The following is a 26,687-nucleotide window of genomic DNA, read 5'->3' as shown; positions in this document are numbered from 1 at the left end:
CCGGACAAGCCCGGAAACCAAACCGGAATGGGCTTGTCTGACTGCCGTTTTACGGCAAGAGTCTGTTGATTATCTGTACGCGACATAATTGCCCGCAGGTTTCTGGTATCTGGCCTGAATCCTGCGTACAACTTTCGTTAAAACGTGCGTATAATCCGCCCGATTTTTAACTCTATACCCTGCTATATATTGGAGCACACAAATGGCTGTTGAACGCACGCTGTCCATCGTTAAACCAGACGCCGTAGGCAAAAACGTAATTGGCGAAATTCTGGCTCGTTTTGAAAAAGCCGGTCTGAGCATCGTTGCTGCCAAAATGGTTCGTCTGGATGACGAAAAGGCTGGCGGTTTCTACGCTGAGCACAAAGAGCGTCCTTTCTTCAAGGATCTGGTTGGTTTCATGACTTCTGGTCCTGTTGTTGTTCAGGTTCTGGAAGGTGAAAACGCTATCGCTCTGAACCGTGAACTGATGGGTGCTACCAACCCTAAGGAAGCGGCTGCTGGTACTATCCGCGCTGATTTCGCCCAGAGCATCGATGCCAACGCTGTACACGGTTCTGACTCTGCAGAATCTGCGGCTCGCGAAATTGCCTACTTCTTCGCTGCTGAAGAAATCTGCGCTCGCTAAGCTTGTCGCCTGAGTGAGGGCGGATGCCCTCACTTATTTTCTTATTCCTGCTGGGAAGCGCTACGCCAGGTAAATTGCTCGATGTCCGAAACCTCAGAAAAAATCAATCTGCTGGGATTATCCCCCTCCAAAATGGAAGCATTTTTTGCCGAACTGGGCGAAAAGAAGTTCCGTGCGCAGCAGATGCTGAAGTGGATCCATCAGTTTGGCGAAGCCGACTTCGAAAAAATGACCAACATGGGCAAGGGTCTGCGTGCCAAACTGGCCGAGATCTCGGAAATCCGTCTGCCCGAAGTTGTGTATGAAGATATTTCTGCCGACGGCACCCGTAAGTGGGTGATGCGTATGCCCGGCGGCAGCTCGATTGAAACCGTTTATATTCCGGAAAAAGACCGCGGCACCTTGTGTGTGAGCTCGCAGATCGGTTGTTCACTCGACTGCAGTTTTTGCTCCACCGGCAAGCAGGGCTTTAACCGTGACCTCACCGTGGCTGAGATTATCGGCCAGGTTTATGTGGCTGCGATGAGTTTTCACGCGCCCGGCGAGCGTCGTGAGCGCAAGATTACCAACGTGGTGATGATGGGGATGGGCGAACCACTGTTGAACTTCGACAATGTGGTTGATGCCATGCAACTGATGATGGACGACAACGCCTATGGCTTGTCCAAGCGGCGCGTGACCATCAGTACTTCCGGCGTGGTGCCAATGCTCGACAAGCTCGGCGATGTGATTGACGTGTCGCTGGCGGTGTCGCTGCACGCACCAAACGATGCCCTGCGTGACCAGCTGGTACCGCTGAACCGCAAATATCCGATCAAGGAACTGATTGCGGCCACCAATCGCTACCTCAACAAGCTGGCGGACCGCCGCAAGGCGACCATCGAATACACCATGATCGAGAACGTCAACGACAGTCTTGAACACGCTCAGGAACTGTCTGAGCTGATGAAGCAGGTGCCGTGCAAGATTAACCTGATTCCGTTCAATCCGTTCCCGAACTCCGGCTACAAGCGTCCCAGCAACAACCGCGTGTACCGCTTCCGTGATTATTTGCTGAGTCAGAACCATATCGTCACCATTCGATCTACCCGTGGTGATGATATTGATGCCGCTTGTGGCCAGCTGGTCGGACGTGTGGATGACCGTACCCGCCGCAGCGCCAAATACATCAATGCAGTTCAACTGGATTCCAACCAATAAGGTTCCTCAGGTATGAGACAGCCCGGCAAGATTCTGCAACACCTGACACTGATTTCGCTGATTTCAGTCCTCGCTTCCTGTGTCACAGTCACGGAAGGCGGTTTGCAAAAGAACAAGGACCCGCAAAAGGCTGTCGAAAACTATACCCAGCTGGGATATGGCTACCTGCAGAAAGATCGTCCTGACATGGCGCGTAATCGCCTGCAGAAAGCGTTGGCAATTGATAGTGACTATGCACCTGCCAACGATGCGATGGGTCTGGTGTGGCAGATTGAAGGTGAATACGACCTGGCGGAAGAATTTCTCAAGAAAGCAGTGGCGCTCGACAGCAGTTTCACTGCCGCCAAGCACCATCTTGGCCGCCTGTATACCCAGCTGAAGCAATACCAGCAGGCTGAAGACTGGCTCAACAAGGCTGCTGGTGATCGTTATTACGAACGTCGTGCCAATGCTTACTCTGATCTGGCAATGAACTTCTACCTGCAAGGTCAGCCAATCAAGGCCATCGATAGTTACAAGGAAGCATTGCGGCTGTCGCCATACAACGCTGATGCCTTGCTGAACATCTCAACCTTGCTGTTTGAAGCGCAGCGTTACGACGACGCCAACAAATATTTCACCCGGCTTGATCGTATGGTGCAGAAGGGCACCACCCGCCACACGGCCAATAGTGCCTGGTTGGGTATCAAGCTGGCGACTATCTTCCAGGACACTGCCCAGGCTGTACGACTGGCCAGCATTCTGAAAGATGACTACCCGAATTCCACTGAATATCGCTTGTATCAGGAATCCCTCAGCGGCTCCTGAAGACAGGTAAGCGAGACGAGTCATGCATTTCGAAAATCCGATCAAACGTCGTAAAAGCCGCAAAATCTGGGTCGGCGATGTACCGGTAGGTGGTGATGCCCCCATCTCCATCCAGACCATGACCAACACCGATACGCTCGATGTTGCGGCTACAGTTGCGCAAATCAAGCGCGCCCAGGACGCCGGTGCTGACATTGTGCGGGTGTCGATTCCGACGATGGAAGCCGCCGAAGCCTTTGGCCAGATCCGCAAGCAGGTCTCGGTACCTCTGGTTACGGACATCCACTTCGACTACCGCATCGCCTTGCGGGTGGCTGATCTGGGCGCTGATTGTCTGCGTATCAACCCGGGCAATATTGGCCGCGATGACCGCGTTCGTGCGGTAGTGGATGCGGCTCGTCATAACGGCATTCCTATCCGTATCGGCGTCAACGCCGGTTCTCTGGAAAAGGAACTGCAGAAAAAATACGGCGAGCCAACGCCGGAAGCGCTGGTCGAATCTGCCATGCGCCACATTGATATCCTCGACAAGCTCGATTTCCAGGATTTCAAACTGAGTCTGAAAGCCTCCGATATCTTTATGACCGTGGCGGCCTATCGCCAGATCGCCGGTCAGATTGAACAGCCGTTGCATCTGGGTATCACCGAAGCCGGTGGCCTGCGTGGCGGTACGGTGAAGTCTTCCATTGGCCTTGGTCTGCTGCTGTGGGACGGCATTGGTGACACCATTCGGGTATCGCTGGCGGCTGATCCGATTGAAGAAGTGAAGGTTGGCTGGGACATGCTGAAGTCGCTGAAGCTGCGTTCCCGTGGCATCAACTTCATTGCCTGCCCGAGTTGTTCGCGTCAGAACTTCGACGTCATCAAGACCATGAACGAGCTGGAAGCCCGCGTTGAAGACATCCGTACCAATATGGATGTTTCCGTGATCGGCTGTGTGGTGAATGGTCCCGGTGAAGCCAAGGAAACGGATGTGGGTCTGGCCGGTGGTCAGCCCAACCTGATTTATATCGATGGCAAGCCAGCCCAGAAACTGGGTAATGAAAATCTGGTTGATGAATTGGAACGTCTGATTCGTCAACGCGCGGCTGAACTGGATGCGCAACGTGAATCCATGATCGCAACCGACGCCGCGCTGGTTAATCAAGAATAAGGTAAGTATGAGCAAGAAGATCCAGGCCATTCGTGGCATGAACGACATCCTGCCAACCGACAGCCCGGTTTGGCAGTACCTGGAAGGCACGGTGAAAGAGCTGCTGGCAGGTCATGGCTACAACGAAATCCGTATGCCGATTGTCGAGCAGACCAACCTGTTCAAGCGCTCTATCGGTGAAGTGACCGATATTGTTGAAAAAGAAATGTACACCTTCGAGGACCGTAACGGCGACAGCCTGACCCTGCGTCCGGAAGGCACTGCGTCCTGTGTACGTGCCTGTGAAGAACACGGCCTGCTGTACAACCAGACCCAGCGTCTGTGGTACACCGGCCCGATGTTCCGCCACGAACGTCCACAAAAAGGCCGCTACCGTCAGTTCTACCAGATTGGCGTGGAAACCTTTGGTATTGGCACGGCGGATATCGACGCTGAACTGATTCTGATGACTGCGCGCTTGTGGAAACAGCTGGGTATTGCAGATGCGGTGACCCTGCAGCTGAACAGTCTTGGCAGCAACGAAGCCCGGGCAGAATACCGTGCTGCGCTGGTGGAATACCTGAGCCAGTTCAAGGACCAGCTGGATGAAGACAGCCAGCGTCGTCTGGAAACCAACCCGCTGCGGGTGCTGGATTCCAAAGACCCGAACACCCAGGCGTTGCTGAAAGACGCGCCGCAGCTGCACGATCACCTGGATGAAGAATCCGCGGCTGATTTCGCCAAGCTACGGGCGATTCTCGATGCAGCTGGCGTTGGCTACGAAATCAATCAGCGTCTGGTTCGTGGTCTCGACTACTACAACAAGACCGTTTTTGAATGGGTCACCGACAAGCTCGGTTCCCAGGGCACTGTTTGTGCCGGTGGCCGTTACGATGGTCTGGTTGAACAGCTGGGTGGCAAACCGACCCCGGCGGTGGGTTTTGCCATGGGCGTTGAGCGTCTGATTCTGCTGCTGGAAACCCTGCAGGTGATTCCGGCGGAAGTCTACCAGACGGTTGACGTTTACATTTGTGCGATGGGCGATGGTGCTGATCTGCAGGCGTTGTTGCTGGCCGACAAGCTGCGTGAAGAACACAGCTGGCTGCGTGTACAAACCCACTGCGGTGGTGGCAGCTTCAAGAGCCAGATGAAAAAAGCCGACAAGAGTGGTGCCCGTTACGCGCTGCTGTTGGGTGAATCAGAACTGGCAGACGGCACCATTGGTATCAAGGATCTGCGCGGTGAAGCTGAGCAGCAAACCGTCGCGCAGACCGAACTGGCCAGCTGGCTTACCGAAGCCATGGTGTAAGGCGGCCAGACCGCTGCATACAACAACAAATTTTTAACGCATTGGATTAAGGGGACGTCAGGCAATGACTGAACTGCGTACGGATGAAGAACAGACAGAAATGCTGAAACGCTGGTGGGCGGAAAACGGCAAGAGCACCTTGCTGTCCGTGGTACTGGTGGCAGGCGGCTGGATCGGCTGGAACTTTTATCAGGACCAGCAGCAAGCCACTGGCGAAGCCGCCTCTGCGCTGTATGCATCCATGACTGAAAAAGCAGCCCAGGCAAGCTCGACAGCCAACGATGCTGCCATGCAGGAAGCCGTGGCGCTGGCCGAACAACTGCGGAAGGATTTTAACGGTTCTTCCTACAGCCAGTTTGCGACCCTGTTCCTGGCGCGTTTTGCTGCTGAAAGCGGTGATCTCGACAGCGCTGCCAAAGAGCTGCGTGGTCTGGCCGACAGTGCCGAAGCCCCAATCAACTACATGGCCCGGGTACGCCTGGCCAATGTGCTGATTGCCCAGAACGATGCCGATGGCGCGCTGGCATTGGTTAGCAAGGTTGATGATCCAGCCTATGCTTCCCAGTATCTGGAAGCCAAAGGCGATGCGCTGTATCAGAAGGGCGACAACCAGGGCGCGCGTGCGGCCTACCTGGAAGCCGTTGATGCTGCTACCGAACTGGGCCTCGACAGCCAGCCGCTGAAGCGCAAGGCCGATTTTCTGGTAGCCGCTGAGGACGCCTGATGATGTTTCGTATTGGTACCTTGCTGGTTGCGCTGATGCTGGGAGCCTGTGCTTCCCAGCCTTCGGCTGACGGCAAGGACGCGGCGGAGTCACTGACTGTTGGCAAAAATGGCTTGCAGATTGAGTGGCGTCGCACCATAGGTACTGGCTCCGGCACCCATTACACCCGCATTCAGCCGGTTGTGGCGGACGGCGTGCTGTACATGGCGGATCGCAGTGGCAGCGTTGTCGCGTTGCAGCTGGATGATGGTTCGGAAGTCTGGTCCGTATCGCTGGATCAAAAGATCAGCGCCGGCGTATCACTGGTTGATGGCAAACTGTTGCTGGCGACCCGGGATGGTGTACTGCATGCGCTGTCGGCCGATGATGGGGAATCCATCTGGCAGGCACCGATGACCAGCGAAGCGGTTTCGCCTGCCGGTTTCGATGCTGACAAGGCTTATGTGCATACGGTTGACGGTCGTATTTCAGCTTTTGATCTGGCCACTGGCGCCCAGCGCTGGTCGTACGAAACCTCAATGCCGATCCTGTCGGTACGGGGTACGGCTTCGCCGGTCGTCATGGACAATCTGGTGGTAACCGGCTTGGCTAATGGCAAGGTGGTTGCGATTGATAAACGGCTGGGGGTTCCCAGCTGGGATGTGCGGCTGGCAACGCCGGAAGGCCGTTCCGAGCTGGAGCGTCTGGTCGATGCCGATGGCACAGTGCATGTGGATGGCAAGCTGATTTATGCTGCCAGTTACCACGGTAAACTGGCCGCTATCAGTGCTGATGGCCAGACCCGCTGGGAAACCGACGGTTCAAGCTACACCAGCCCGGCGATGGGACTGGGTAACCTGTACCTGACCCTCGACGACAGCAGTGTGCGGGCGTTTGACGTCTACTCCGGTAACCCGGTGTGGAAATCTTCCACCCTGGCAGGTCGTCAACTGGGTGCGGTCGAAAGCTGGGGCAGTCAGCTGGCAGTGGTTGATGAGGAAGGTTACCTCTATCTGCTGAGCCAGGTAGACGGAGATTTGCAGGCGCGTCTGCCTCTGATACCGAATGCACTGCACATCAGCTACCCTAATCAGACAGAGGCAACTCGCTGGCGTCGTGTGCGTGGCCAGCACTTTGGCGCCTACAGTCCGTTATTGGTAACACCGGAAGGTCTGGTGGTATACACCAACAATGGCGACGTTATGCTGGTAAGCAAAGGCGATCAGGATTCCTGATCACCGGCTTGCCAACACCTATTTTGAATGGGAGCCGCAGGCTCCCTTTTTTGCTTGAGGTTTTTACATGGTTCCTGTCATTGCCCTGGTCGGTCGACCCAATGTCGGTAAATCCACACTGTTCAATCGCCTGACCAAAAGCCGCGATGCGCTGGTGGCCGAAATTGCCGGTCTGACCCGCGACCGTAAATACGGCGAGGGCAAGGTTGGTGACTATCCCTTTATCGTGATTGATACCGGCGGTATCAGTGGTGAAGAAGTGGGCATCGACGAAGCCATGGCAGTGCAGAGCTATCAGGCGATTCAGGAAGCCGACATCGTTTTCTTCATGGTTGATGCCGGTGCCGGCATTCTTGAAGGTGACCGTGTCATTGCTGAACACCTGCGCAAGAGCGGCAAGTCTGCCTATCTGGTTGCCAACAAGATCGACGGCAAGAACCCGGATCTGGTGTTGGCAGAGATGTACGAGCTGGGCATGGGTGAGCCACTCGGTATTGCGGCAGCGCACAACCGTGGCGTTTCCGCGCTGGTCGAATACGTTATGGATGAGCTTCACGGCGTCAGCAAGGACGAGCCTGAAGAAAGTGACGAAGACGAGTGGAACTACGTCTGGGACGAAGACGATGAAGGCAACGTCTCTGAAGTTGTCCACGAAGAGCTCGACATCAAGGGCGTCAAGATCGCCGTGGTTGGTCGTCCAAACGTGGGTAAATCAACCCTGGTAAACCGTTTCCTCGGTGAAGACCGGGTAGTGGTGTACGACGAAGCCGGCACGACCCGCGACTCTATCTATATTCCGTACGAGCGTCATGGTCAGGAATACACCCTGATCGACACTGCGGGTGTGCGTCGTCGCAAGAATATTTCCGAAGCGGCAGAAAAGTTCTCCATCATCAAGACGCTGCAGGCGATTCAGGACTGTCACGTCTGTATTCTGGTGCTGGATGCCCGTACCGGTATTGTTGAACAGGACCTGCACATGCTCAGCTTCGTGCTGAACGCCGGTCGGGCCCTGGTGATTGCCATCAACAAGTGGGATGGCATGGACCAGGACGCCAAGGACCGCGTCAAGGACGAGATTGACCGTCGCTTCGACTTCCTGACCTTTGCTGATATGCACTTTATTTCAGCACTGCACGGCACTGGTGTTGGACACCTGTACGAGTCTGTCGATCAGGCGTATGAATCGGCCATGGGCAAGTGGCAGACCAACATGCTGACGCGGATTCTGGAAGACGCGGTCGCCAGTCACCAGCCGCCCATGGTACGCAGCCGTCGTCCGAAACTGCGTTACGCTCACCAGGGTGGCTCCAATCCGCCACTGCTGGTGATCCACGGCAACCTGGTGAACGACCTGCCGGATGACTACAAGCGTTATCTGGCCAATACCTTCCGTCGGGTACTGGACATCAAGGGCACGCCAATCCGGGTCGAATTCCGGCAGGGCGAAAACCCCTTCTCGGATACCAAGAAGGAAGTGCGTCACCGCAGCAGGCGCCGTGCCGAGGCGGTGGAACGGACCGCCAACAAACGCAAGATCAAACAGGAAAAGGTACGCAAGGAAAGCCGCAAGCGTAACAGCAAGGGCTCCTGATTTTCAGGTGTATCCGTTTTCTGTTCCCATTTTCTATTCCATAACGGCCCGCAAGGGCCGTTGTTGTTTGTGCCTTTCAGCAATCCTTCCCTGATACCACCAGACAGGCCAGTCTGACACTCTTGACGTTTGCTTGAGAAATAACCGGAACGCCGGAGCGCTTTTGTGGTCTGGCTTTGTGTTCGGCTGTACATCTGCCGGGTTTTTCATTGTTTTTTCATCAAATTGTTACGTCGTTCAGACGACAAGAGGCTTGCCATGCCTTCACCAACTGCCAGTGTTGCTTTCTACGACAAACACGCCGCCCAACTGGCGCGGCTTTACGACGACCTCGAATTCGAACAGCTGTACAGTGACTGGTTCAATGACCAGACGCCGGTTGGCAAGGCGTTGGATATTGGTTGTGGCAGTGGCCGTGACGCCTGCTGGCTGGCGTCCCATGGTTGGCATGTCACCGCAGTGGAGCCCGCCACCGCGATGCGGGAACTGGCGCGTCACAAGGCGTCGGAGCAGGGAATTGGTCAGGAAGCCCTGCGTTGGGTCGATGACGCCTTGCCGTCGCTCGGCCATGTACCGGGGGATGCCTATCAGCTGATTCTGGTATCAGCGGTGTGGATGCATTTGTCGACTGCGCATCGACCGATGGCGTTACGCCGGATGGCGCAGTTACTGGCAGATGACGGCATGCTGGTGATGACCATGCGTAATGGCCCATCGGAGATGGATCGGCCGATGTATCCGGTCAGTGAAGTGGAAGTGCGGGCGATAGCCCATCCGATGAAGCTGAGTGTGCAGCGGATTGGTGCTCCGCTGCGCAGCAAGGATTTGTTCGGACGTGATGAAGTGCAGTGGCAAACCCTGATTTTACGGCGTCAGCCGCTTACGCCGGGCTGAGTTCAACAATCAGTTCGTTGCTCAGTTGTTCAAGTGCGGTGGCAATGTCGTCCTGGTCGAGGTGGTCTGGTACCTGCAGTTCCGCGTCAGCGCGGAACATGGGTACCGCCGACATTTCTGCCTGGAAACATTCCGTTGTCAGCTCGAGAACGTTGACCCCCAGATGCGCCAGTACCTGGGATACTTCCCGGACAATTCCCGCACGGTCGTTACTGACCAGATTCATATTCAGGTGATGAGTGCCCTCGTTGTCAGAACTGCCGCGTTCAGCACGGATTTCAATCCCTTGTGCCGCCAGTGCAGCGAGATCGGCGATCAGTCCTTCGCAGGCGCTGTCGTCCAGCTTTACCTGAATGATACCGGCAAACTTGCCCGCCAGACTGGCCATGCGGCTTTCAGTCCAGTTGCCCTGGTGGGCGGAGATGGCGGCCGAGATGTTTTCCACGATACCGGGTTTGTCATCGGCAATTACAGTCAGAACCAGAGAAATTGTCATAGTGGTGGCCAGCTGGTGATTGGATCAGAACCCAGAGGTTAGCAAGGCTTGGCGTCGACACCAAGCCTGTCTGGTGTTGTGTCAGCAGACGATGAAAATAGCCGCTGGCGAGATTGATCATCGCCAAACCTTCCAGTAGCCTGTGGCGCTTCGTTTGGCTCATGTACTCATCGCAGTTTTGTGGCGGAATGTGATAAATTCCAGCCCTTTGTGACGGCCAGCCCGAAATCGGGATACTGGCTCACCGGCACTGGCGCCAGTGCAGTGATTACATGACGCTTGCCGCGCCCTCAAGGCCCGGTAAAAGCCGTATTTGATTCAAGAGGAGATGACCTTGAAACCGGTTAAAGTTGGTATCTGTGGTTTAGGTACAGTCGGCGGCGGTACATTTAACGTGCTGACCTCCAATGCGCAAAACATTACACGCCGGGCAGGTCGCGACATTATTGTGGCCCAGATTGGTGCCCGTCGTCCTAACCCGAACTGTGATACCGGCGATACTCCTGTAACGGCTGATGTATTTGAGGTTGCCAAAAACCCGGACATCGACGTCGTGGTTGAGTTGATCGGTGGTTACGACATTGCCCGTGAACTGGTAATGACGGCCATCGAACACGGTAAACACGTTGTGACTGCCAACAAGGCGCTGATTGCGGTTCATGGTGAAGAAATCTTCGCTGCGGCTGACCGTCAGGGCGTTTCCGTCATGTACGAAGCGGCCGTTGCGGGTGGTATTCCAATCATCAAGGCGCTGCGTGAAGGCCTGGCGGCCAACCGCATCAACTGGCTGGCGGGTATCATCAATGGTACCGGTAACTTCATCCTCACCGAAATGCGCGACAAGGGTCGTGATTTCGCGGACGTGCTGCAGGAAGCCCAGCAGCTGGGTTACGCCGAAGCCGATCCGACGTTCGACGTTGAAGGTATCGACGCGGCTCACAAGCTGACCATTCTGTCTTCCATTGCCTACGGCATCCCGCTGCAATTTGAGCGTTGCTACACCGAAGGTATCAGCAAGATCACCCGTGTTGACGTTGAATACGCTGAAGAGCTGGGTTACCGCATCAAGCATCTGGGCATCAGCCGCCAGACCGCTGAAGGCATCGACCTGCGTGTGCACCCAACCCTGATTCCGGAAGATCGTCCGATTGCCAAGGTTGATGGTGTACTGAACGCTGTGATGGTGAATGGTAACGCCGTTGGGGACACTCTCTACGTTGGTGCTGGCGCTGGCGCTGGTCCAACTGCTTCTGCGGTTGTTGCCGACATCGTTGACCTGGCGCGGACCATGGAAGCCGACGCCACTGCGCGGGTTAACCACCTGGCTTACAACATCATTGAAGATGTGCAGGTGCTGCCGATTGAAGCCGTGGAAACCGCTTATTACCTGCGTATTCAGGCGCAGGATCGCAGTGGTGTGATGGCCAAGGTCGCCACCATTCTGGCGGATCGCGATATCAACATCGAAGCCCTGATTCAGAAAGAACCTGAGCAGGATGAAGACCTGGCCCAGATCATCATTCTGACTCACCGCATCGTTGAGAAAACCATGAATGATGCCATCGTGGCGATTGAAGGTCTCGACAGCACTGTGGGTAAGGTGACCCGTATTCGTGTTGAGCAGCTGAGCTGATTCAGTCGCAAACGTAAAAAGGGAGCTTCGGCTCCCTTTTTTATGGTCTGTTCAACGGCTGTTCGATGGCAGCCGCTTGCTATGCCGGATCATCCAGCTGTAAACGCTGTAACATGGGTTGCAGCTGCTGTTCATATCGTTTCCACTGTGCCACACGACTGTTAGACAGCGGCTGTCTAACCTGGGTAGCCGATAGCGTACGCACGCTGCGTTTGTTCTGGTGGAAGTTCAGGCAGTTCTCGTCCCACGGCAAACCGACAAAATCCAATAGTGCGCGGATAGTTGGCTCCGGTTCCGCAATCAGGGTTTCGTAATCCATCACAAAAATATCCTTGCCAGTGGCCTGCCAGTGTTTGATCAGGCGGTCGGTGGCGTTCCAGATATCCGCCAGTTCCTGCTGGCGATAGGTGAAATACTGGCCATCAGAAAAAAACTGGCGGTAGCAGCCCCACAGATTATCCATCGGATCGCGCCGACAAATCACAATACGGGCCTGGGGCAGCGACTTGCGAATCAGACCAACGGCCTTGTAGTTCTGCAGGTTCTTGTCGGTAAACCAGCCACCGCCATGCAGCGCCCTGGTGCTGCTCAGGTAGGTCTCACCAATGGTTTGCCAATCCTGTTCGGTCAGATCACCAGACCAGTCCGGGAAGCTTTTGCGAATGCCCTTGCGGGCCAGTAATTTGCCACAGGCGAGTGGCAGATCATTGATTTCATCACCGGCGGTGACAGACGGATGGCTCGACAGGATTTGCTCGGTCAGTGTAGTGCCGCTGCGTGGCAGGCCACAGATAAAGATCGGAATCGGACCTTTGGCCTGCTGTTCCGTCGGCGTAACAACAGGAGCTGCCGGGAACGCCTCAATGGCCTTGTCGAACTGTATCAGCTCGGTGTCATGCTGGTAAGGGATCACCGAACGCTTCAGCTCGGCACCTGCGGCAATATTGTCGAATTGCTCGGCATAACGACCGCCAGCTTCGTCGCTGCGGCCCAGCGCGTAATAAATCATCGCCCGTTTGTTGGCCTGTAGCTGATTACTGGCAGCCAGTTTTTGCAGTTGCTGATATTCGTACTCATCGAGCTGGTGGATCATATCCGAGCGGTTCCAGATCGCATTGGCGTTATTCGGTTGCAGCGCCAGGCAGCGCTGGAAACTGCTTAGTGCCTTGTCCATCTGACCCATTTCCTTAAGGATCACACCATGGTGGTTGTGCAGCTCGGCATTGGCCGGTTCCTGCTTGATGGCCTTGTCGATCAACGCCAGCGCTTCCGCATGTTGCTGGTTAATGCGTTTGATCAGTGACAGGGAAGTGAGGGCGGCAACAAATCTGGGCTTGTGCTGCAAGCAGGCTTCCGCAGCGCGGCCAACACCAACCAGATCACCAACCCGGTTGAGGGCATCGAGCAGCATCAACCAGCCAGCGGCAAGTGCTGGCAGCTGACTGGTCAGCTGCTGTAATAATGGAATAGCGGCAGCGGTTTGCTGGCTGGCTAACAGGCGTTGGGCCTGCGCCAGGGCTTCACTACCCGGCATCACCTGTGGTGGTCTGCCCGGCAGGCTCACCTTGACCGGCTTCTGTGCTGCCTTGTTTTCCTTGGCGCTGTTTTGGGCGCTGGTTGTTTTGGCCTTTGCTGCTGCCGTTTTGACCACGCTACTGCTCTCGCTGGTTGTATCCACTGGCAAGCATTATGCCCCAAAGCGGGCGATTTGTGCGGTAGCTACCACTGGCTTGGCTACTTCGACCGGTTTGCGAAGCGTCATAGGCGGGGTGTATGGTTGCCGATTCCACGGTGACAGATAACAGATATAACAATACAGGCGAACATAATGGGCAGAATCGAGCACTTTGAACTGTGTGAATATCAGGCGGAGCAGCATATTGAGCCAGACTGCTATTTGCTGGTCGCAGGCGGCGAACTGCTGTCGCTGTCATCCGGGGAGCTGGCCTTGTTGACCCGGGATGAATTTGAAGTGGTGCAGGATCGTCTGCAGATTCGCCATGGCCCCGCTTATGTGGGGATCGCCAATCAGCGGCATCCCTGTCAGCTGGTGGTGCTGGAGCAGCCAGTCGAGCTTGCCAATACCCTTTGGCAGCCGCCACGTGCCGTGTTACCGCACCTGACGGCGGCGGAATACACTCTGGTATCACGTGGTTTACAGCTGGGTGTCTGGGCACGCGATCACGCCTATTGTGGCTCTTGTGGGGCCAAAACCGTGTTGCATGGCAAGGAACGGGCAATGCACTGCGAGGCCTGCAACAAGTTCTATTTCCCGCGCATTAATCCCTGTGTGATTACCATCGTTACCAAGGGGGAATATTGTCTGCTGGCACATCACACCCGTTATGCCACCGATTTCTACAGCACTCTGGCTGGCTTTATCGAAGCCGGTGAAACCATTGAAGACGCGGTACATCGGGAGATTTTCGAGGAAGTAGGTATTCGGGTTACCAATCTGCATTATTTCGGTAGCCAGAGCTGGCCATTCCCGGGGCAGTTAATGGTGGGCTTTATGGCAGAACATGCCGAAGGGGACATCTGTATTGATGGCGATGAAATCGACGACGCCCGCTGGTTCCATTATTCCGAGCTGCCACAAGTGCCGGGAACCGTCTCGATTTCCGGCCAGCTGATCCAGCATTTTGTTGACCGTTGTCAGCAGTCCTGAAGCCATGAGCAAACCACTGTTTTATGAGCTCAAAGACTCTGCGAACAATATGGCCGCAGCGGAAACACGTTGCCCTGTTTGCCAGAAAACTAACGAGTGTGCGGTTGCCAACCAGCGTGAGGCATCAGAGTGCTGGTGTATGAGTCGCGGCTTCCCGCCAGAACTAAAGCAGCAGCTGGAATTGATCGACCCGGAACGCTGCCTGTGTGATGCTTGTCTGATGTTTTTCAAACAGCATGGTCATTTGCCTGAGCTCTCAGTGAACAAATGACGGAGTTGATGTGTTTCTCGAGGGTAGTAGCAGAATTATGAAAGTAGCCGTTTTTTGTGGCTCCAGTTTTGGCCATGACCCGATATTCCAGCAAGCCACCAAAGAACTTGGCCACTATTTTGCCGCCAATCATATTGAGGTGGTTTATGGTGGCGGCAAGGTCGGTTTGATGGGCACGATTGCTGACGCTGTGATGGAGCAGGGTGGCAAGGTTTACGGTGTGATTCCGGCTTATTTGGAACAAAAGGAAATTGGCCATCAGGGGCTGACTGAATTACACGTGGTGGCCGATATGCACGAGCGCAAGGCGATGATGGCATCCATGGCAGATGCCTTTGTGGCCTTGCCTGGTGGAGTTGGCACCTTTGAGGAAATCTTTGAAGCCTGGACCTGGGCCCAGCTGGGTCATCATGCCAAGCCCTGTGCTTTCTACAATGTGAACGGCTATTACGATCACCTGCATGCTATGTTGGCTCATATGGCGGAGGCCGGTTTTCTCAAGTCCCACCACCATGAAATGGCGATCAAGGCTGATACACCAGAGTCCTTGCTTGAAGCGTTCCGGAGTTATCAGGCTCCCGAACTGAAGTGGGACTAGTCCGCTGCAGCGTTAGACGTTGTTGTGATGCCCGGGGCAAATGCTCCGGGCGTATTGGTGCCAGCAATCGTTAGAGGTTACCGCACAGCTCCAGCCAGGCATTCAGGCCGGCGGTGCGGAATTTCTGCCGATGCAAGACGATATAAAGGCTGCGGCCAAAGTCCCGCTGCGGGGTTCTGACCGCCACCAGATCGCCGCGTTTGAAAGCATCTTCCAGCGTAATACGCGACAAACAACCAATCCCCAGTCCGGCCTGCACCGCCCGTTTGATGGCTTCGGTGTGTTCCAGCTCAATTGCAACAGTCAGTTGCGGCAACAAGCCGTGCATACCACGGTCAAATGCCTGTCGGGTGCCGGAACCTTCCTCGCGCAGAATCCAGCGTGCATGGGTCAGTTCTTCATCGCTGGCAAGCCCACGCTTGGCTAACGGGTGTTTGGTGTTACAGAAAACTACCAGTTCATCATCTTGCCAGCGGTGGATATCGAGGTCGGGGTGATTGATTTCACCCTCAATCATGGCGACGTCGAGTTCAAAGTTGAGCAGTTTGGCGACGATGTGTTCGGTGTTGTCGACCGTCAGGGAGACGTCGGCGCCGGGGTGCTGCTGCATGTATTGAGCAATCATGCCGACTGCGAGGTAGTTGCCAATCGTCAGGGTGGCGCCCAGTCGCAACTTGCCGGTGTTGCTATGCTGCATCAGGTTGGCTTGCAGGTTGTAGGCCTGCTCCATCAGTGACAGGGCTTCGGGCAATAACAAGCGTCCTTGTTCATTGAGCTGCAAACGTTTGCCAACCCGGTCGAACAGCTGGATATCGAACTGGTTTTCGAGATCCTTGAGGGCTGATGAAGCAGCACTTTGTGACATCGCCAGCTGGTCGGCAGCGCGAGTGAGGTTGCCGTTCTGGGCGATGGCGATGAAGACTTCCAGTTGTCTGAGGGTGTATCGCATGTTCGGTAAATCCGATTAGTAATATTTAAACAATTTGTTTTCCAGAAAAAAGTGTCGGGCGTACAGTGAGTTCATCAATCACTGAGCGCTGTTGAGCACATCCTGTCTCCAGCACTAACACAGACTTCATTCCGGTTCGGGAGGATTAATGAGCAATCTGATTAAAGAAACCGTCACCAGCGTACACCACTGGAATGACACCTTGTTCAGTTTTACCACAACCCGCAATCAGGGGTTACGATTCAAGAACGGCCATTTCACCATGATTGGGCTGGAAATTGAAAACAAGCCACTGTTGCGCGCCTACAGTATTGCCAGTGCCAATTATGAAGAGGAAATGGAGTTCTTTTCCATCAAGGTTCAGGATGGCCCATTAACCAAACATCTGCAAAAGCTGGCGGTCGGTGATGAAATCCTGGTTGGTATCAAGCCGGTAGGTACCTTGATCACTGATAACCTGCTGCCGGGCAAGAATCTGTACCTGTTGAGCACAGGTACCGGGCTGGCGCCGTTTATGAGCATCATCAAGGATTACGAGATCTACGAGCAGTACGACAAAGTGATTCTGACCCACGGGGTTCGCTATGTCAGTGAGCTGGCCTACCAGCAGCGTATCGAGAACGAATTGCCAAACAACGAATATTTCGGTGAAACCGTACGTGACAAACTGATCTATTACCCAACGGTAACCCGCGAGCCATTCCGTAATCAGGGCCGTTTGACCGACCTGTTGAGTTCCGGCAAGCTGGCCGCTGACATTGGTTTGCCACAGCCAGATCCCGAAAATGATCGTTTTATGCTGTGTGGCAGCCCGGCCATGCTGAAAGACCTGACCGATATGCTGGATGGCATGGGTTTCCGTGAAGCCCGTGGCGGCCAACCGGGTCATTATGTTGTCGAACGGGCTTTCGTTGAGAAATAAGTCTTCGTTCAGAAACAGACAGCGGCCACCTGATCAGCTGGTGGCCGTATCTTCTCCATCACTATCTTCATCCCCGTCATCATTTTGCTGGCCATTTTCTGCTTCATCAGGCAGTTCATAACCCAATAACCAGCTACGTAATTGGCCTGTCAGCAGTTGTTTGTCTTGCTTGGCCAGATGCGCCGTTAATCGATTGAGATTTTCCATATGGGCGATAACAGCCCGGTGGGCGACTGCCCGTCCTGCAAAAGTCAGCACTACCAATAAGGAACGGCGGTCTGTTGCTGATGGCTTGCGGCTGATCAGACCCGCCTTTTCGAGCCGGTTGAGACGATTGGTCATGGCGCCGGATGACAGCATGGCACTCTGGAACAGCTCGGTTGGCGTCAGAGTCCAGGGATCACCACTGCGCAGCAGGGTCGCGATCACATCAAACTCGCCGAAATTGAGGCCAAAGCGTTTATGGCAGGCTTCGATTTCCGGCAACAGGTAGTGGTAAAGCCGATAAACCCGGCCAATCAGCTGCATGGCATCGGTATTCAGATCTGGCAATTGTTCGGCCCATTGGCCACAAATAAAGTCGAGATGGTCAGTCTGGCTCATGGTTTGTTCTTATGCACAGGGACACGGGATCGTCATTCTGACGGTGTTGAAATGGATTATCCCGATCAAGAATCTTGATGTGAAGATATTTATGCGCAGAGGTGTGCTTTTTGTCTTTATGTGAAGATAGTTTTGGCGTTAGAATTGAGAAACTATCTTCATGTGAAGATAAAAATGCGTCAAATCGTGCTGAAAAGGCTCTGGGCACCAAATTGGTGAGGGTGGCGGTAGCAACCATTGGTCCACGCCGACGCGCTAACTAACTATCTTTGCTTGAAGATAAATGAGGTGAATATGATTTACTGGCTGATCGGACTGGTGGCTCCCTTGCTGTGGGGCACAACTTATGCCGTCACCCAGCACTGGATGGGAGGCATGGACCCGCTTTGGGTGGCTTCCCTGCGGATTTTGATTCCAGGCCTTTTGTTGATGCCGTTTGTGCCGCTGAGCGTGTGGCAAAAAGCCTGGAAGTCGATGGTCATTCTGGGCACGTTCAACATCGGTATTTTCACCATGTTGTTGTTTCAGGCCATCAGCCGTTTACCGGGTGGTGTCGCGGCAACATTGGTTTCGACGGTGCCGTTGCAGATTTTGCTGATCCGCTGGGTTACTGGGAAGGCACCGCGCTTGTTGCAGATGCTGGCGGCCATTGGTGGTTCAGCAGGCGTTGCGCTGTTGGTATGGCGAGCTGCTGAGCCGCTGGACCCGATTGGTATTGTGCTGGCATTGCTGGCGGGCTTTTTTATGTCGGTCGGAATGTTGATGATTCCCCGTTTTGCCAAAGGTGTTCCACCACTGCCCATGGCGGCTGGCCAGTTCCTGATTTGTGGTGTGGTGCTGGTCGCGTTGGTGTGGGCCAGCGGCCACCCACTGCCGCACTTTGATCTGCCTGCGGTGCTGGCGATGGTGTGGATCGCGCCGGTTGGTATGGGCGTTGGCTATTTGTGCTGGTTCAAGGCGCTGCAACACATCCCGTCTGATCAGCTGTCGTTCCTGGGGTTGCTGAATCCGCTGGTCGCAGTGTTCTGTGGCATTGCCCTGATGGGTGAGCAGCTGTCGCTGGTGCAAGGACTGGGCATGGCGCTGGTGCTGGCTTGTGTGGTGCTGGCACAGCTGAAACCTTCGTTATTTCGTCGCCGTATGGAGAGCGTCCTGAGCACTGCTACGGAAACTGGCATCAAAGCTGCTAAATCTCCTCTGTAAAGACGCCAGCAGCCGGAAAGTGACGGGACTCTGGCGCTCTGCTACCAACAAGCGTCAGAAAAGAGGTGAACTATGGCGGGTCAGGGGCGTTTAAGCGATATTCTGCGCAGTCTGAATCAGGCAAATGAGGTTGGCTTCCGGATTCGGGAAGCCGGCTTTGTGCTGGAAAAAGCCGAGTTGAAAACCCTGTTGGCGGAACTGACCGGAGCAATCTCCGAAGCCAAGATGGAACTCGGCATTATGCAGGGCCATCTGCAGGACAAGGATGCTGAATTAAAAGCCATGGGCGAGCTGCTGCATGCCAAGGCTAACCTGCGTCGTCGTGGTGATGGTTATTACAAAAGCCGTGATGGCCGTTTGTATGGCCAGCCTTATTGTTCCTATTGCTGGGAAGGCGAACAGAAGCAGTATCACTTGCACAATCGTATTCTCAAGAAAGACGTGCGTATCTGCCCACACTGCAAAAATGAGTATCAGGCCCAGCGCACCCCTTATCTGGATGCGGACACGCTTGTTTATTAGAACGCCTGCATTGTTGCTCGTTGAGCTGTAACAACGGCTGCCCTAACATGTGAACGGTTTTGTTTGGGATGCCGTTGTTATGCGCCGTGTTGAGTTGATGGGGGGAGGAAAGCGTCCGGCGGGTCTGTGCCGCCTGGCGTTAACGGTTGTGGCTGGTCTGCTGTTGTCCCTGGCCTCAGTGACTCAGGCTGCAGTCGCAACAGCGGCTGAAGCGGCGGCGCAAGAACCGCCGCTACTGGGAGGCAGTTCAGAAGCATCGGATACGCCCTTGCTGGAAGATGAGCCGCTCAAGCGCCAATCGATGGACGTTGAGTTAATCGCACCGGAAGAATTCAAACCCTCAGTACGCGAATACGCTCCTCGGGCGGTAGAGCGCATGCAGGTGGAAGATCTGGCAGCCTCCAGCCCATTTGTGCTGCTGCCACATCGGCCCAACTACATCATGCCGTTCAGCTACATGCAGAACGCCAATAATCGTGAGTTGGAGCAGCTGGTTGATCATTATTCTGACGGCAGTCAGGACTACAACGCTGGCTACGACCATGTCGAAGCAGTAATGCAGATCAGCATCAAATACATTCTCTCAGAAAATATCTTCAGCAAACTCGACCGCCTCGAGGTGGCCTACACCAATCGCTCGTTCTGGCAGGCCTACAATTCCGGCATTTCCAAACCCTTTCGCGAAACCAATCACGAGCCGGAAATCATCTACAGCTGGTTGCCAAAAACCCGCTGGCTGGATCATGCCTCGCTGGCGCTGAACCACCAGTCGAATGGCCAGACCAGTTCATTGTCGCGCAGCTGGAACCGCATCACCTTTACCGGTGGCGTGGCGTTTTCCCATGGCGTGTGGGCATTGCGCAGCTGGTGGCGGATTCCGGAAGGCAAAAAAGCCGATCCCTATGACCCGTCAGACAACGACAACCCGGATATCGAAGATTATCTGGGCTACGGCGAGCTGTATTACATCCGTAATTATGGCCGCCATTCGATATCGGCGATGATGCGCAACAACCTCGATTTTGATAACAATCGCGGTGCCTTCTCGCTCGACGTGACGTTCCCGTTAACCGAGCGGCTGAGCTGGTTTGTGCATTATTTTGACGGTTATGGTGAAAGCCTGATCGACTACAACCATTATCAGCGGCGGATTGGCCTCGGCATCAAGTTGAGCGACTGGATATAATTGCGTTTTGGTTAACGCGTACCAACACGCTGAATATCTGCTCAGGAGCTTCCTATGATTCGAATTGGACTGATCGTTAATCCACTGGCAGGCATTGGTGGTGCGGTTGGCCTCAAGGGCAGTGATGGTGAAGCAACCGTAGCGCAGGCACTGGCGCTGGGGGCGGAGAAAAAAGCCGGTCTGAGGACGCTGCAGGCCCTGCAGTTATTAAAGCCATTGCAGGCTCAATGTTATTTTGTCAGCTGTCCAGGTGAGATGGGGGCCGACTGGCTGCAACAGGCCGGACTGTCGTTTGAAACCCTCGATGTTCCTCTGTCGCAGCCAACGACCGCTGCAGATACGCTCAAAGCGGCCGAATTGATGCTGTTGCAGTCACTTGATCTGTTGCTGTTCGCTGGTGGCGACGGTACCGCTCGGGATATTTGCTCCGTCGTTGGTGAGCAGCTGCCGGTGCTGGGTATTCCTGCTGGCGTCAAGATTCACTCGGGTGTTTACGGCATTACCCCGTTGGCCAGTGCAGAAGTGATTCTGCGTTTGATGCAAGGTGAGCTGGTGGATATGCGCGAGTCCGAGGTCCGAGACCTGGATGAAGATGCGTTTCGTCAGGGCGTCGTACGTGCCCGTCATTATGGCGATATGCGAGTACCGCAAGTTGGTCATTTTGTGCAGGCAGTGAAGCAGGGCGGTGTCGAAGTCGAGGAGCTGGTGCTGGCGGACATTGCCGCGACCCTGCAACAGGAAATGGCAGACGACTGCCTGTATCTGGTTGGCTCCGGCAAAACCACCCAGGCCTTGCTGCAGGAAATGGGTCTTGCAGGCACCTTGCTGGGGGTTGATGCCTTGCTCAATGGTGAGCTGATTGCCACCGATATCAACGAACAACAAATCCTGCAGCTGCTGGATCAATATCCACAACGCAAAGCCATTCTCAGTATTATGGGTGGTCAGGGGCATATTATCGGCCGTGGCAACCAGCAATTCAGCCTGCAGGTGTTGCAGCAACTGGGACGTGACAACCTGATTCTGGTTTCCACCAAAACCAAGATTACCGCTCTGGGGGGGCGCCATTTGATTATCGACAGTGGTGACAACGAGTTTGACCACCGCTGGGCTGGAACAATGGAAATCCTGACAGGCTATCAGGACCGCATTCTGTATCCGGTCGGCTATGCTGAATAATGGCCCGGCTGTACAAGTCAGTGGCTCGTTAATAAAGCCTTAAGATGAATTTGGTAATTAGGGAAAATATCTACAACAAGGTGGACGACTGAAATGACCAGCGATATTCGGAATTACAACCTCGTCAGCAAACTGTTCCATTGGGGCAGTGCGGTGCTGATTCTCGGCATGATTGTGGTCGGGCTGATGATGGAAGATATGGAAGGGCCGGAGAAATTCGAGCTGATGGGGCTGCACAAGTCCTTTGGGGCGCTGTTATTGTTCATCGTCATTGCCCGTATTCTTAACCGTTTCCTCAATCCGGTGGATGATCTGCCGGAAATGACTGCCAAAAACATCAAGCTGGCCAAAATGGGTCATGGGCTCTTGTACCTGTGTATGCTGATCATGCCGATCAGCGGCATTCTGATGTCTCAGAGTGGTGGCCATGCGGTCAGCATGTTTGGCTGGGAATTACCAACGCTGGTAGGTAAGGAACATGATTTCCATGAATTTACCGAAGGTGTTCATGGTGTCACGGCCAATGTGTTGATTTTGCTGATTCTGGGTCATGCGGGCGCAGCCATTTATCACCACATCTTTATGAAAGATCGCACGCTGCTGCGGATGGGCTTGCGTAAACTCTGATTTTGCCTAGTGAACAAGCTGTCGGGCTGCCACGCTCCTGGGTGGCAGCCCTCTGCATCCATCAATGACCGCCAGCTGCCGCCGGATCTACGGTTTTGGCGGGCTTGGGTGCCAGCCAGATCGCAAATGCGGCGATAAACAGCACGATGGCGACGACCGTAAAGATCTGGTTGGTCGCCAGCATCACACTCTGGCTGGTTAACAGTTGATCCAGTGTTTGATTTACTGCCCCTGCATTCATCCCGGATTGCTCCAGCAGCCGTGTCACACTGCCATCCGCATCCAGTTGACCAACCAGTTCCGCATGGTTACGGGTGGTCTGGTTTTCCCAGCTGGTGGTAATCAGCGAAGTGGCGAAGGCGCCTGACAATGTCCGCAAGAAGTTCATCAAACCGGCTGCAGAAGCCATTTCTTCTGGCTCCACACTGGCCATTGCCAGGCCAGTCAGCGGAACAAAGAAGAACGGTAGTCCGAGGCCCATAAACAGCAGCGGCAGTGAAATATCCCAATAGTCCATGTCGGTGCTGGCATAGGTACGCCAGAGAGTAATGATGCCGAGCCACATCACGCCACCAAACACCAGTTTGCGGGCATCCACCTTCATCGACAGAGCGGCGGCCATTGGTGCGACAACAACTGCCAGCACACCGGTCCATGCGGTTACCATGCCGGATTCGGTCGAGGTGTAGCCCATAAAGCCCTGCAGCCATTGCGGTGTCAGCACGTTGATGCCAAAGAAGGCCGCAAAAGCCAGGCTGATGGTCAGTACCGCTGCCGAGAAACCGCGGTGACGGAATACCCGCAGATCGACAATCGGGTTGGCCTCATGCAGTTCCCAGATCATAAAGGCGGCAAAACCGATCACCGCAAAGATCGCCAGACCAACAATTTCTGCCGACTCAAACCAGTCGAGGTTCTTGCCTTCGTCCAGCATCAGCTGCAAACAGCCAACCCAGCCGATCAACAGCAGCAAGCCAACAATGTCGATTGATGCTTTTTTCAACGGTTCTTCATAACGTTTCAGCAAACGCCAGGCAGCGATGGAACACACTACAGCTACTGGCAGGTTGATCAGGAAAATCCAGTGCCAGCTGTAGGCATCACACAGGTAACCACCGAGAATCGGCCCCAGTACCGGTGCAATCAGGGTCGTCATTGACCACAAACCAATTGCTGCGCCAGCCTTATCGGGAGGGAAAATCCGCAGTAACAGGGTTTGTGACAAGGGCATCAGCGGGCCGCCCGCCAGACCCTGGAAAATCCGGGCAATCACCAGCATTTCCAGCGACGTAGCCAGGCCACAAAGCATGGAAAATACGCCGAACAGCGCCATGCACACGGCAAACACTCGCACCGCACCAAAGCGTGCTGCCAGCCAGCCAGTTAACGGAACCGTGATGGCTTCTGCCACCGCGTAGGAGGTAATTACCCAGGTTCCCTGGCTGGTGGTGGCACCAAGGCCGCCAGCAATGGTTGGCACCGAGACGTTGGCAATCGTCATATCCAGTACGGCAATGAAGTTGGCTGCTGCCAACACCAGTGCCGCAAGGATCAGCATGCCGCCTTGCAGCGGCTTCTCATGATTTTGATAAGCGGGATCGTAGCTCATCGGAATTACTCGGCGAAGGTGACCGCTGAGGAGTCATCATGACTGCTGGTATCAATCTCTACCTGCATTGACAGGCCAACACGCAGCGGATATTGCTCCAGCTGTTGCTGGTCGAGACGAATACGAACCGGCAGACGCTGCACGACCTTGATCCAGTTACCGGTGGCGTTCTGCGCCGGAATCGCCGCGAAGGCCGAACCTGTACCGCCAGAGAATCCTTCCACAACCCCTTGGTAGGTAACGGTTTTGCCGTACAGGTCGGCGGTAATTTCGACCTGCTGGCCAGCCCGAACCTGTTGCAGCTCACCTTCCTTAAAGTTGGCATCAACGTACATCTGGTTCACTGGAACCACTGACAGCAACGGAGTGCCAGCCTGTACCCGCTGACCCAGCTGCACGCTGCGTTTGGCGACCACACCATCAACTGGCGCGCGGATTTCGGTACGGCTGAGATCCAGCTGGGCACGGTCACGACGAGCCTGGGCGGCCAGCACTTCCGGGTGGGACTCAGCTTCGGTGCCACTGATCAGTACCGAGTTGGCGTCCAGCTGTTGCTGGGCGGCAATCAGAATCGCCTGTGACTGGGCAGCAGAGGCCTGGGCGGCGGTCAGGGACGCGCGAGCAGAAGACCAGGCGTTCTGGGCGCGGGTCAGCTCGTCACCGGAAATGGAACCGGATTTTACCAGCGCCTTGCGACGGTCAAGGTCGATATTGGCGCGTTCGAAGTCACCCTTGGCGGCTTCGAGCTGGGCGTCAGCAGCGGCTTTTTCTGCCTTGCGGGCGTCAACCTGGGCTTGCAGGGCGCGGTCGTTGGCGTAATAACCACGTACACGACGGAGGGTTTGATCCAGCTCGGCGTCGGCCTGACGCAAGGCCAGGTTGGCATCAGCCGGGTCAATGACGACCAGCAGGTCGCCTTTGTGAACCTTGTCGGTGTCGCTCACCAATACCTCGGCAATGGTGCCGGAAACCGCTGGGGTAATCTGGGCAATTTCGGCAGCCGTGTAGGCGTTGTCGGTACTGACATAGTGGGAGCCAACCAGTTGATACCAGCTGAAGTAACCGATTGCTGCTGCGGCGACGATACCACCGAGACCCATTAAAAGCTTGTTGCGACGCTGGCTGTTATTGGCTTGCGATGGCTGGCCAGCGGCGTTGTGTTGTTCTGACATGATGACTCTCCAAAAAATTATTCAGCGCTGCTGACTTGCTGTTGTTCTGTTTGCGGCTCAGAGGCTTGCTGATAACCACCACCGAGCGCGCGTTGCATGGCGATATCGAGCACAAAGGAACGAGAGCGTAAATCGGTCAGGGTCTGCAGGTTACCCAATAGCAGGTCTTCGGCAGACAGTACGTCGAGGTAGCTGTCGAGGCCGCCCTGATAACGGTTCTGGGCAATTTGCCAGGCATGTTGTGCAGCCTGGTATGCTTCCTCGGCCTTGCTGATGCGGCCGTTCAGCGCTTTTTGGCTGACGGCGGTGTCGGCCACCTGTTGCAGCGCATGGGTGACGGTCTGGTTATAACTGCCAACCGCCAGATCGTATTGCGCTTGACTGTCGCGCAGTTGGGCACGCAGGCGGCCGCCGTTGAAAATCGGCAGCGAAATCGCTGGGCCAACACTGCCAACGGTAGAGCCGCTTTCAACCAGCTGATCCAGATAAATCGACTGCAAACCAAAATAAGCTGACAGGTTTACGTTGGGATAAAAGGCGGCTTTGCGAGATTCCTCTTCGCTGGCCATGGCTTCAACCTGCAAGCGGGCCGCACTGATGTCTGGCCGACGACCGAGCAGTTCCAGTGCCACCTGATCTGGCAGTGCAAATTCCTTATCAAGCTTGATCGCCGGGCGTTCAATGGCGAGGCCACGATCCGGGCCCTGGCCCAGTAGTGCCGCCAACTGGTTACGCTTCAGCGCGATGGACTCATCAATCGCCAGCAGATCGTTTTCAGCATTAGCCTTGCGAGATTCCGCGCGATAACGGCTGCCGAGGGTTTCGAGGCCGTTGTCATAACGCTGATTAATCAGCTCCAGTGTCTGGTTACGGATTTCCAGCGCCCGCATGAGAGTGTCACGGCTGGCGAACAGCTGTGCCAGCTCGGCGTAGCGGGTGGCAATATTGGCCGCTAGCGTCAGGCGGGCATCTGCCAGTTCAGCCTGGCTGGCTTGCAGGCTGGAAATCGCTGATGCCAGCGCCGCGCTGTTCTTGCCCCAGAAATCGATTTCCCAGTTCAGGTTCAGCGTCGCCAGACCATAGTTGTTCCAGCCTTGCGGCGTGAACGCATCCGGGGTCAGGTAGTTGTAGCTCTGTTTCTGTTTGGTGATGTCGACATTGGCGCTCAGCTGCGGGGAGGTAGCCGAGGCGGTGACATCACTGAAGGCGGCAGCCGCTCGTACCCGCGCTGCGGCAATGGTCATATCTGGTGAGCTGGCCAAGCCTTCACTGATCAGTTGATCCAGCTGGGCGTCGCCATATTGCTGCCACCATTGTTGTTGTGGCCAGGCTGCGGCAGTGCCAGCCAGCGACTGCTGACTGGCGAATGTATCTTTATTGGCAGTCATCATGTCCGGAGAGGCTTGCTCTGGTGGTAATTGGGCGCAGCCACCCAGTACCAACAAGGTCAGCAGGCTGGCGAGTGGCCAATAACGCGAGGGGCCAGACGCAGGAAAAGCAGGGGGGATGGACATGACGAACTCCATAAGTGAACCGTACTGTACAGT

At 55.1% G+C, this 26,687-nt stretch carries 26 protein-coding genes; 19 read left to right on the top strand and 7 right to left on the bottom strand.

All coding sequences use genetic code 11. The annotated features are described in order from the left end of the window. Nucleotides 1–202: 202 nt before the first annotated feature. From ndk to K6123_RS16805, 9 genes are all read left to right on the top strand, one after another. Nucleotides 203–628, top strand: coding sequence for a nucleoside-diphosphate kinase (gene ndk / locus K6123_RS16845; RefSeq protein ID WP_221799852.1), 426 nt, complete (start codon nt 203–205; stop codon nt 626–628). Between the two features lie 81 nt (nt 629–709). Next, nucleotides 710–1,828: a dual-specificity RNA methyltransferase RlmN gene (gene rlmN / locus K6123_RS16840; RefSeq protein ID WP_221799850.1), complete on the top strand. Its 1,119-nt coding sequence runs from the start codon at nt 710–712 to the stop codon at nt 1,826–1,828. A gap of 12 nt (nt 1,829–1,840) precedes the next feature. Beyond that, on the top strand, nt 1,841–2,635 hold the full coding sequence (locus tag K6123_RS16835; RefSeq protein ID WP_221799848.1) for a tetratricopeptide repeat protein: 795 nt from the start codon (nt 1,841–1,843) through the stop codon (nt 2,633–2,635). A gap of 22 nt (nt 2,636–2,657) precedes the next feature. Then, on the top strand, nt 2,658–3,788 hold the full coding sequence (ispG, locus tag K6123_RS16830) for a flavodoxin-dependent (E)-4-hydroxy-3-methylbut-2-enyl-diphosphate synthase (protein ID WP_221799846.1): 1,131 nt from the start codon (nt 2,658–2,660) through the stop codon (nt 3,786–3,788). Between the two features lie 7 nt (nt 3,789–3,795). Further along, entirely contained in the window at nt 3,796–5,076 is a 1,281-nt protein-coding gene (gene hisS / locus K6123_RS16825; RefSeq protein WP_221799844.1) for a histidine--tRNA ligase, read from the top strand. A 64-nt stretch (nt 5,077–5,140) separates the two neighbouring features. Beyond that, nucleotides 5,141–5,800, top strand: coding sequence for a YfgM family protein (locus K6123_RS16820; protein ID WP_221799842.1), 660 nt, complete (start codon nt 5,141–5,143; stop codon nt 5,798–5,800). Beyond that, entirely contained in the window at nt 5,800–7,014 is a 1,215-nt protein-coding gene (gene bamB, locus K6123_RS16815) for an outer membrane protein assembly factor BamB (RefSeq protein ID WP_221799840.1), read from the top strand. The genes K6123_RS16820 and bamB overlap by 1 nt, the downstream gene beginning before the upstream one ends. A gap of 67 nt (nt 7,015–7,081) precedes the next feature. Next, a complete protein-coding gene (gene der, locus K6123_RS16810) occupies nt 7,082–8,608 on the top strand; it encodes a ribosome biogenesis GTPase Der (protein ID WP_221799838.1) in 1,527 nt (508 codons plus the stop codon). 258 nt (nt 8,609–8,866) lie between these two features. Further along, on the top strand, nt 8,867–9,502 hold the full coding sequence (locus K6123_RS16805) for a class I SAM-dependent methyltransferase (protein WP_221799836.1): 636 nt from the start codon (nt 8,867–8,869) through the stop codon (nt 9,500–9,502). On the opposite strand, the gene K6123_RS16800 is transcribed toward K6123_RS16805, so the two are convergent. Further along, the gene (locus K6123_RS16800; protein ID WP_221799834.1) at nt 9,489–9,998 is read right to left on the bottom strand and encodes a glycine cleavage system transcriptional repressor; all 510 of its coding nucleotides are present in this window, start codon (nt 9,996–9,998) and stop codon (nt 9,489–9,491) included. The genes K6123_RS16805 and K6123_RS16800 overlap by 14 nt on opposite strands. A 334-nt stretch (nt 9,999–10,332) precedes the next feature. Between K6123_RS16800 and K6123_RS16795 the strand changes: the two genes are divergently transcribed. Then, nucleotides 10,333–11,631 carry a homoserine dehydrogenase gene (locus K6123_RS16795; protein ID WP_221799832.1) on the top strand — a complete coding sequence of 433 codons (1,299 nt, stop codon included), beginning with the start codon at nt 10,333–10,335 and terminating at the stop codon, nt 11,629–11,631. 79 nt (nt 11,632–11,710) lie between these two features. On the opposite strand, the gene K6123_RS16790 is transcribed toward K6123_RS16795, so the two are convergent. Then, a complete protein-coding gene (locus K6123_RS16790; RefSeq protein ID WP_343224009.1) occupies nt 11,711–13,309 on the bottom strand; it encodes a tetratricopeptide repeat-containing sulfotransferase family protein in 1,599 nt (532 codons plus the stop codon). 150 nt (nt 13,310–13,459) lie between these two features. Here K6123_RS16790 and nudC point away from each other — a divergent pair, with 150 nt between their 5' ends. Genes nudC through K6123_RS16775 form a run of 3 tightly spaced genes read left to right on the top strand, consistent with a single transcriptional unit; the run spans nt 13,460 to nt 15,168 of the window. Beyond that, entirely contained in the window at nt 13,460–14,299 is an 840-nt protein-coding gene (gene nudC / locus K6123_RS16785) for an NAD(+) diphosphatase (RefSeq protein WP_221799828.1), read from the top strand. Nucleotides 14,300–14,303: 4 nt separating this feature from the next. Continuing rightward, a complete protein-coding gene (locus K6123_RS23520; RefSeq protein ID WP_221799826.1) occupies nt 14,304–14,570 on the top strand; it encodes a cysteine-rich CWC family protein in 267 nt (88 codons plus the stop codon). Between the two features lie 37 nt (nt 14,571–14,607). Continuing rightward, a complete protein-coding gene (locus tag K6123_RS16775) occupies nt 14,608–15,168 on the top strand; it encodes an LOG family protein (protein WP_221799824.1) in 561 nt (186 codons plus the stop codon). Between the two features lie 70 nt (nt 15,169–15,238). On the opposite strand, the gene K6123_RS16770 is transcribed toward K6123_RS16775, so the two are convergent. Then, a complete protein-coding gene (locus K6123_RS16770; RefSeq protein ID WP_221799822.1) occupies nt 15,239–16,117 on the bottom strand; it encodes a LysR family transcriptional regulator in 879 nt (292 codons plus the stop codon). A 148-nt stretch (nt 16,118–16,265) separates the two neighbouring features. Between K6123_RS16770 and K6123_RS16765 the strand changes: the two genes are divergently transcribed. Beyond that, the gene (locus tag K6123_RS16765; RefSeq protein WP_221799820.1) at nt 16,266–17,039 is read left to right on the top strand and encodes a ferredoxin--NADP reductase; all 774 of its coding nucleotides are present in this window, start codon (nt 16,266–16,268) and stop codon (nt 17,037–17,039) included. A gap of 33 nt (nt 17,040–17,072) precedes the next feature. Here K6123_RS16765 and K6123_RS16760 read toward each other — a convergent pair whose 3' ends face one another. Next, nucleotides 17,073–17,642, bottom strand: coding sequence for a MarR family winged helix-turn-helix transcriptional regulator (locus tag K6123_RS16760; protein WP_221799818.1), 570 nt, complete (start codon nt 17,640–17,642; stop codon nt 17,073–17,075). A 294-nt stretch (nt 17,643–17,936) separates the two neighbouring features. Here K6123_RS16760 and K6123_RS16755 point away from each other — a divergent pair, with 294 nt between their 5' ends. The 5 genes from K6123_RS16755 (at nt 17,937) to K6123_RS16735 (ending at nt 22,359) form a co-directional block, all read left to right on the top strand. Then, nucleotides 17,937–18,845, top strand: a complete 909-nt coding sequence (locus tag K6123_RS16755; protein WP_221799816.1) for a DMT family transporter — start codon at nt 17,937–17,939, stop codon at nt 18,843–18,845. A 72-nt stretch (nt 18,846–18,917) separates the two neighbouring features. Continuing rightward, on the top strand, nt 18,918–19,367 hold the full coding sequence (locus K6123_RS16750; RefSeq protein WP_221799814.1) for a hypothetical protein: 450 nt from the start codon (nt 18,918–18,920) through the stop codon (nt 19,365–19,367). A 79-nt stretch (nt 19,368–19,446) separates the two neighbouring features. Further along, nucleotides 19,447–20,553: a phospholipase A gene (locus tag K6123_RS16745; protein WP_221799812.1), complete on the top strand. Its 1,107-nt coding sequence runs from the start codon at nt 19,447–19,449 to the stop codon at nt 20,551–20,553. A gap of 54 nt (nt 20,554–20,607) precedes the next feature. Then, on the top strand, nt 20,608–21,732 hold the full coding sequence (locus K6123_RS16740) for an ATP-NAD kinase family protein (protein ID WP_221799810.1): 1,125 nt from the start codon (nt 20,608–20,610) through the stop codon (nt 21,730–21,732). A 93-nt stretch (nt 21,733–21,825) separates the two neighbouring features. After that, nucleotides 21,826–22,359 carry a cytochrome b gene (locus tag K6123_RS16735; protein ID WP_221799808.1) on the top strand — a complete coding sequence of 178 codons (534 nt, stop codon included), beginning with the start codon at nt 21,826–21,828 and terminating at the stop codon, nt 22,357–22,359. 61 nt (nt 22,360–22,420) lie between these two features. Here the strand turns inward: K6123_RS16735 and K6123_RS16730 are convergent, their stop codons facing one another. From K6123_RS16730 to K6123_RS16720, 3 genes are read right to left on the bottom strand one after another with little or no spacing between them, the layout of a single operon-like run. Beyond that, on the bottom strand, nt 22,421–23,968 hold the full coding sequence (locus K6123_RS16730; protein ID WP_221799806.1) for a DHA2 family efflux MFS transporter permease subunit: 1,548 nt from the start codon (nt 23,966–23,968) through the stop codon (nt 22,421–22,423). A 5-nt stretch (nt 23,969–23,973) separates the two neighbouring features. Continuing rightward, on the bottom strand, nt 23,974–25,140 hold the full coding sequence (locus tag K6123_RS16725; protein ID WP_221799804.1) for an HlyD family secretion protein: 1,167 nt from the start codon (nt 25,138–25,140) through the stop codon (nt 23,974–23,976). 17 nt (nt 25,141–25,157) lie between these two features. Continuing rightward, nucleotides 25,158–26,654 (bottom strand): efflux transporter outer membrane subunit, encoded by a 1,497-nt coding sequence (locus K6123_RS16720; protein WP_221799802.1) that lies wholly within the window; start codon nt 26,652–26,654, stop codon nt 25,158–25,160. Between the last annotated feature and the right edge of the window lie 33 nt (nt 26,655–26,687).

Source organism: Oceanobacter mangrovi, from assembly GCF_019740315.1.
Taxonomy (GTDB): domain Bacteria; phylum Pseudomonadota; class Gammaproteobacteria; order Pseudomonadales; family Oceanobacteraceae; genus Oceanobacter; species Oceanobacter mangrovi.
The sequence above is the reverse complement of the archived record's forward strand: the minus strand, read 5'-3'. Positions and strand labels throughout refer to the sequence as shown.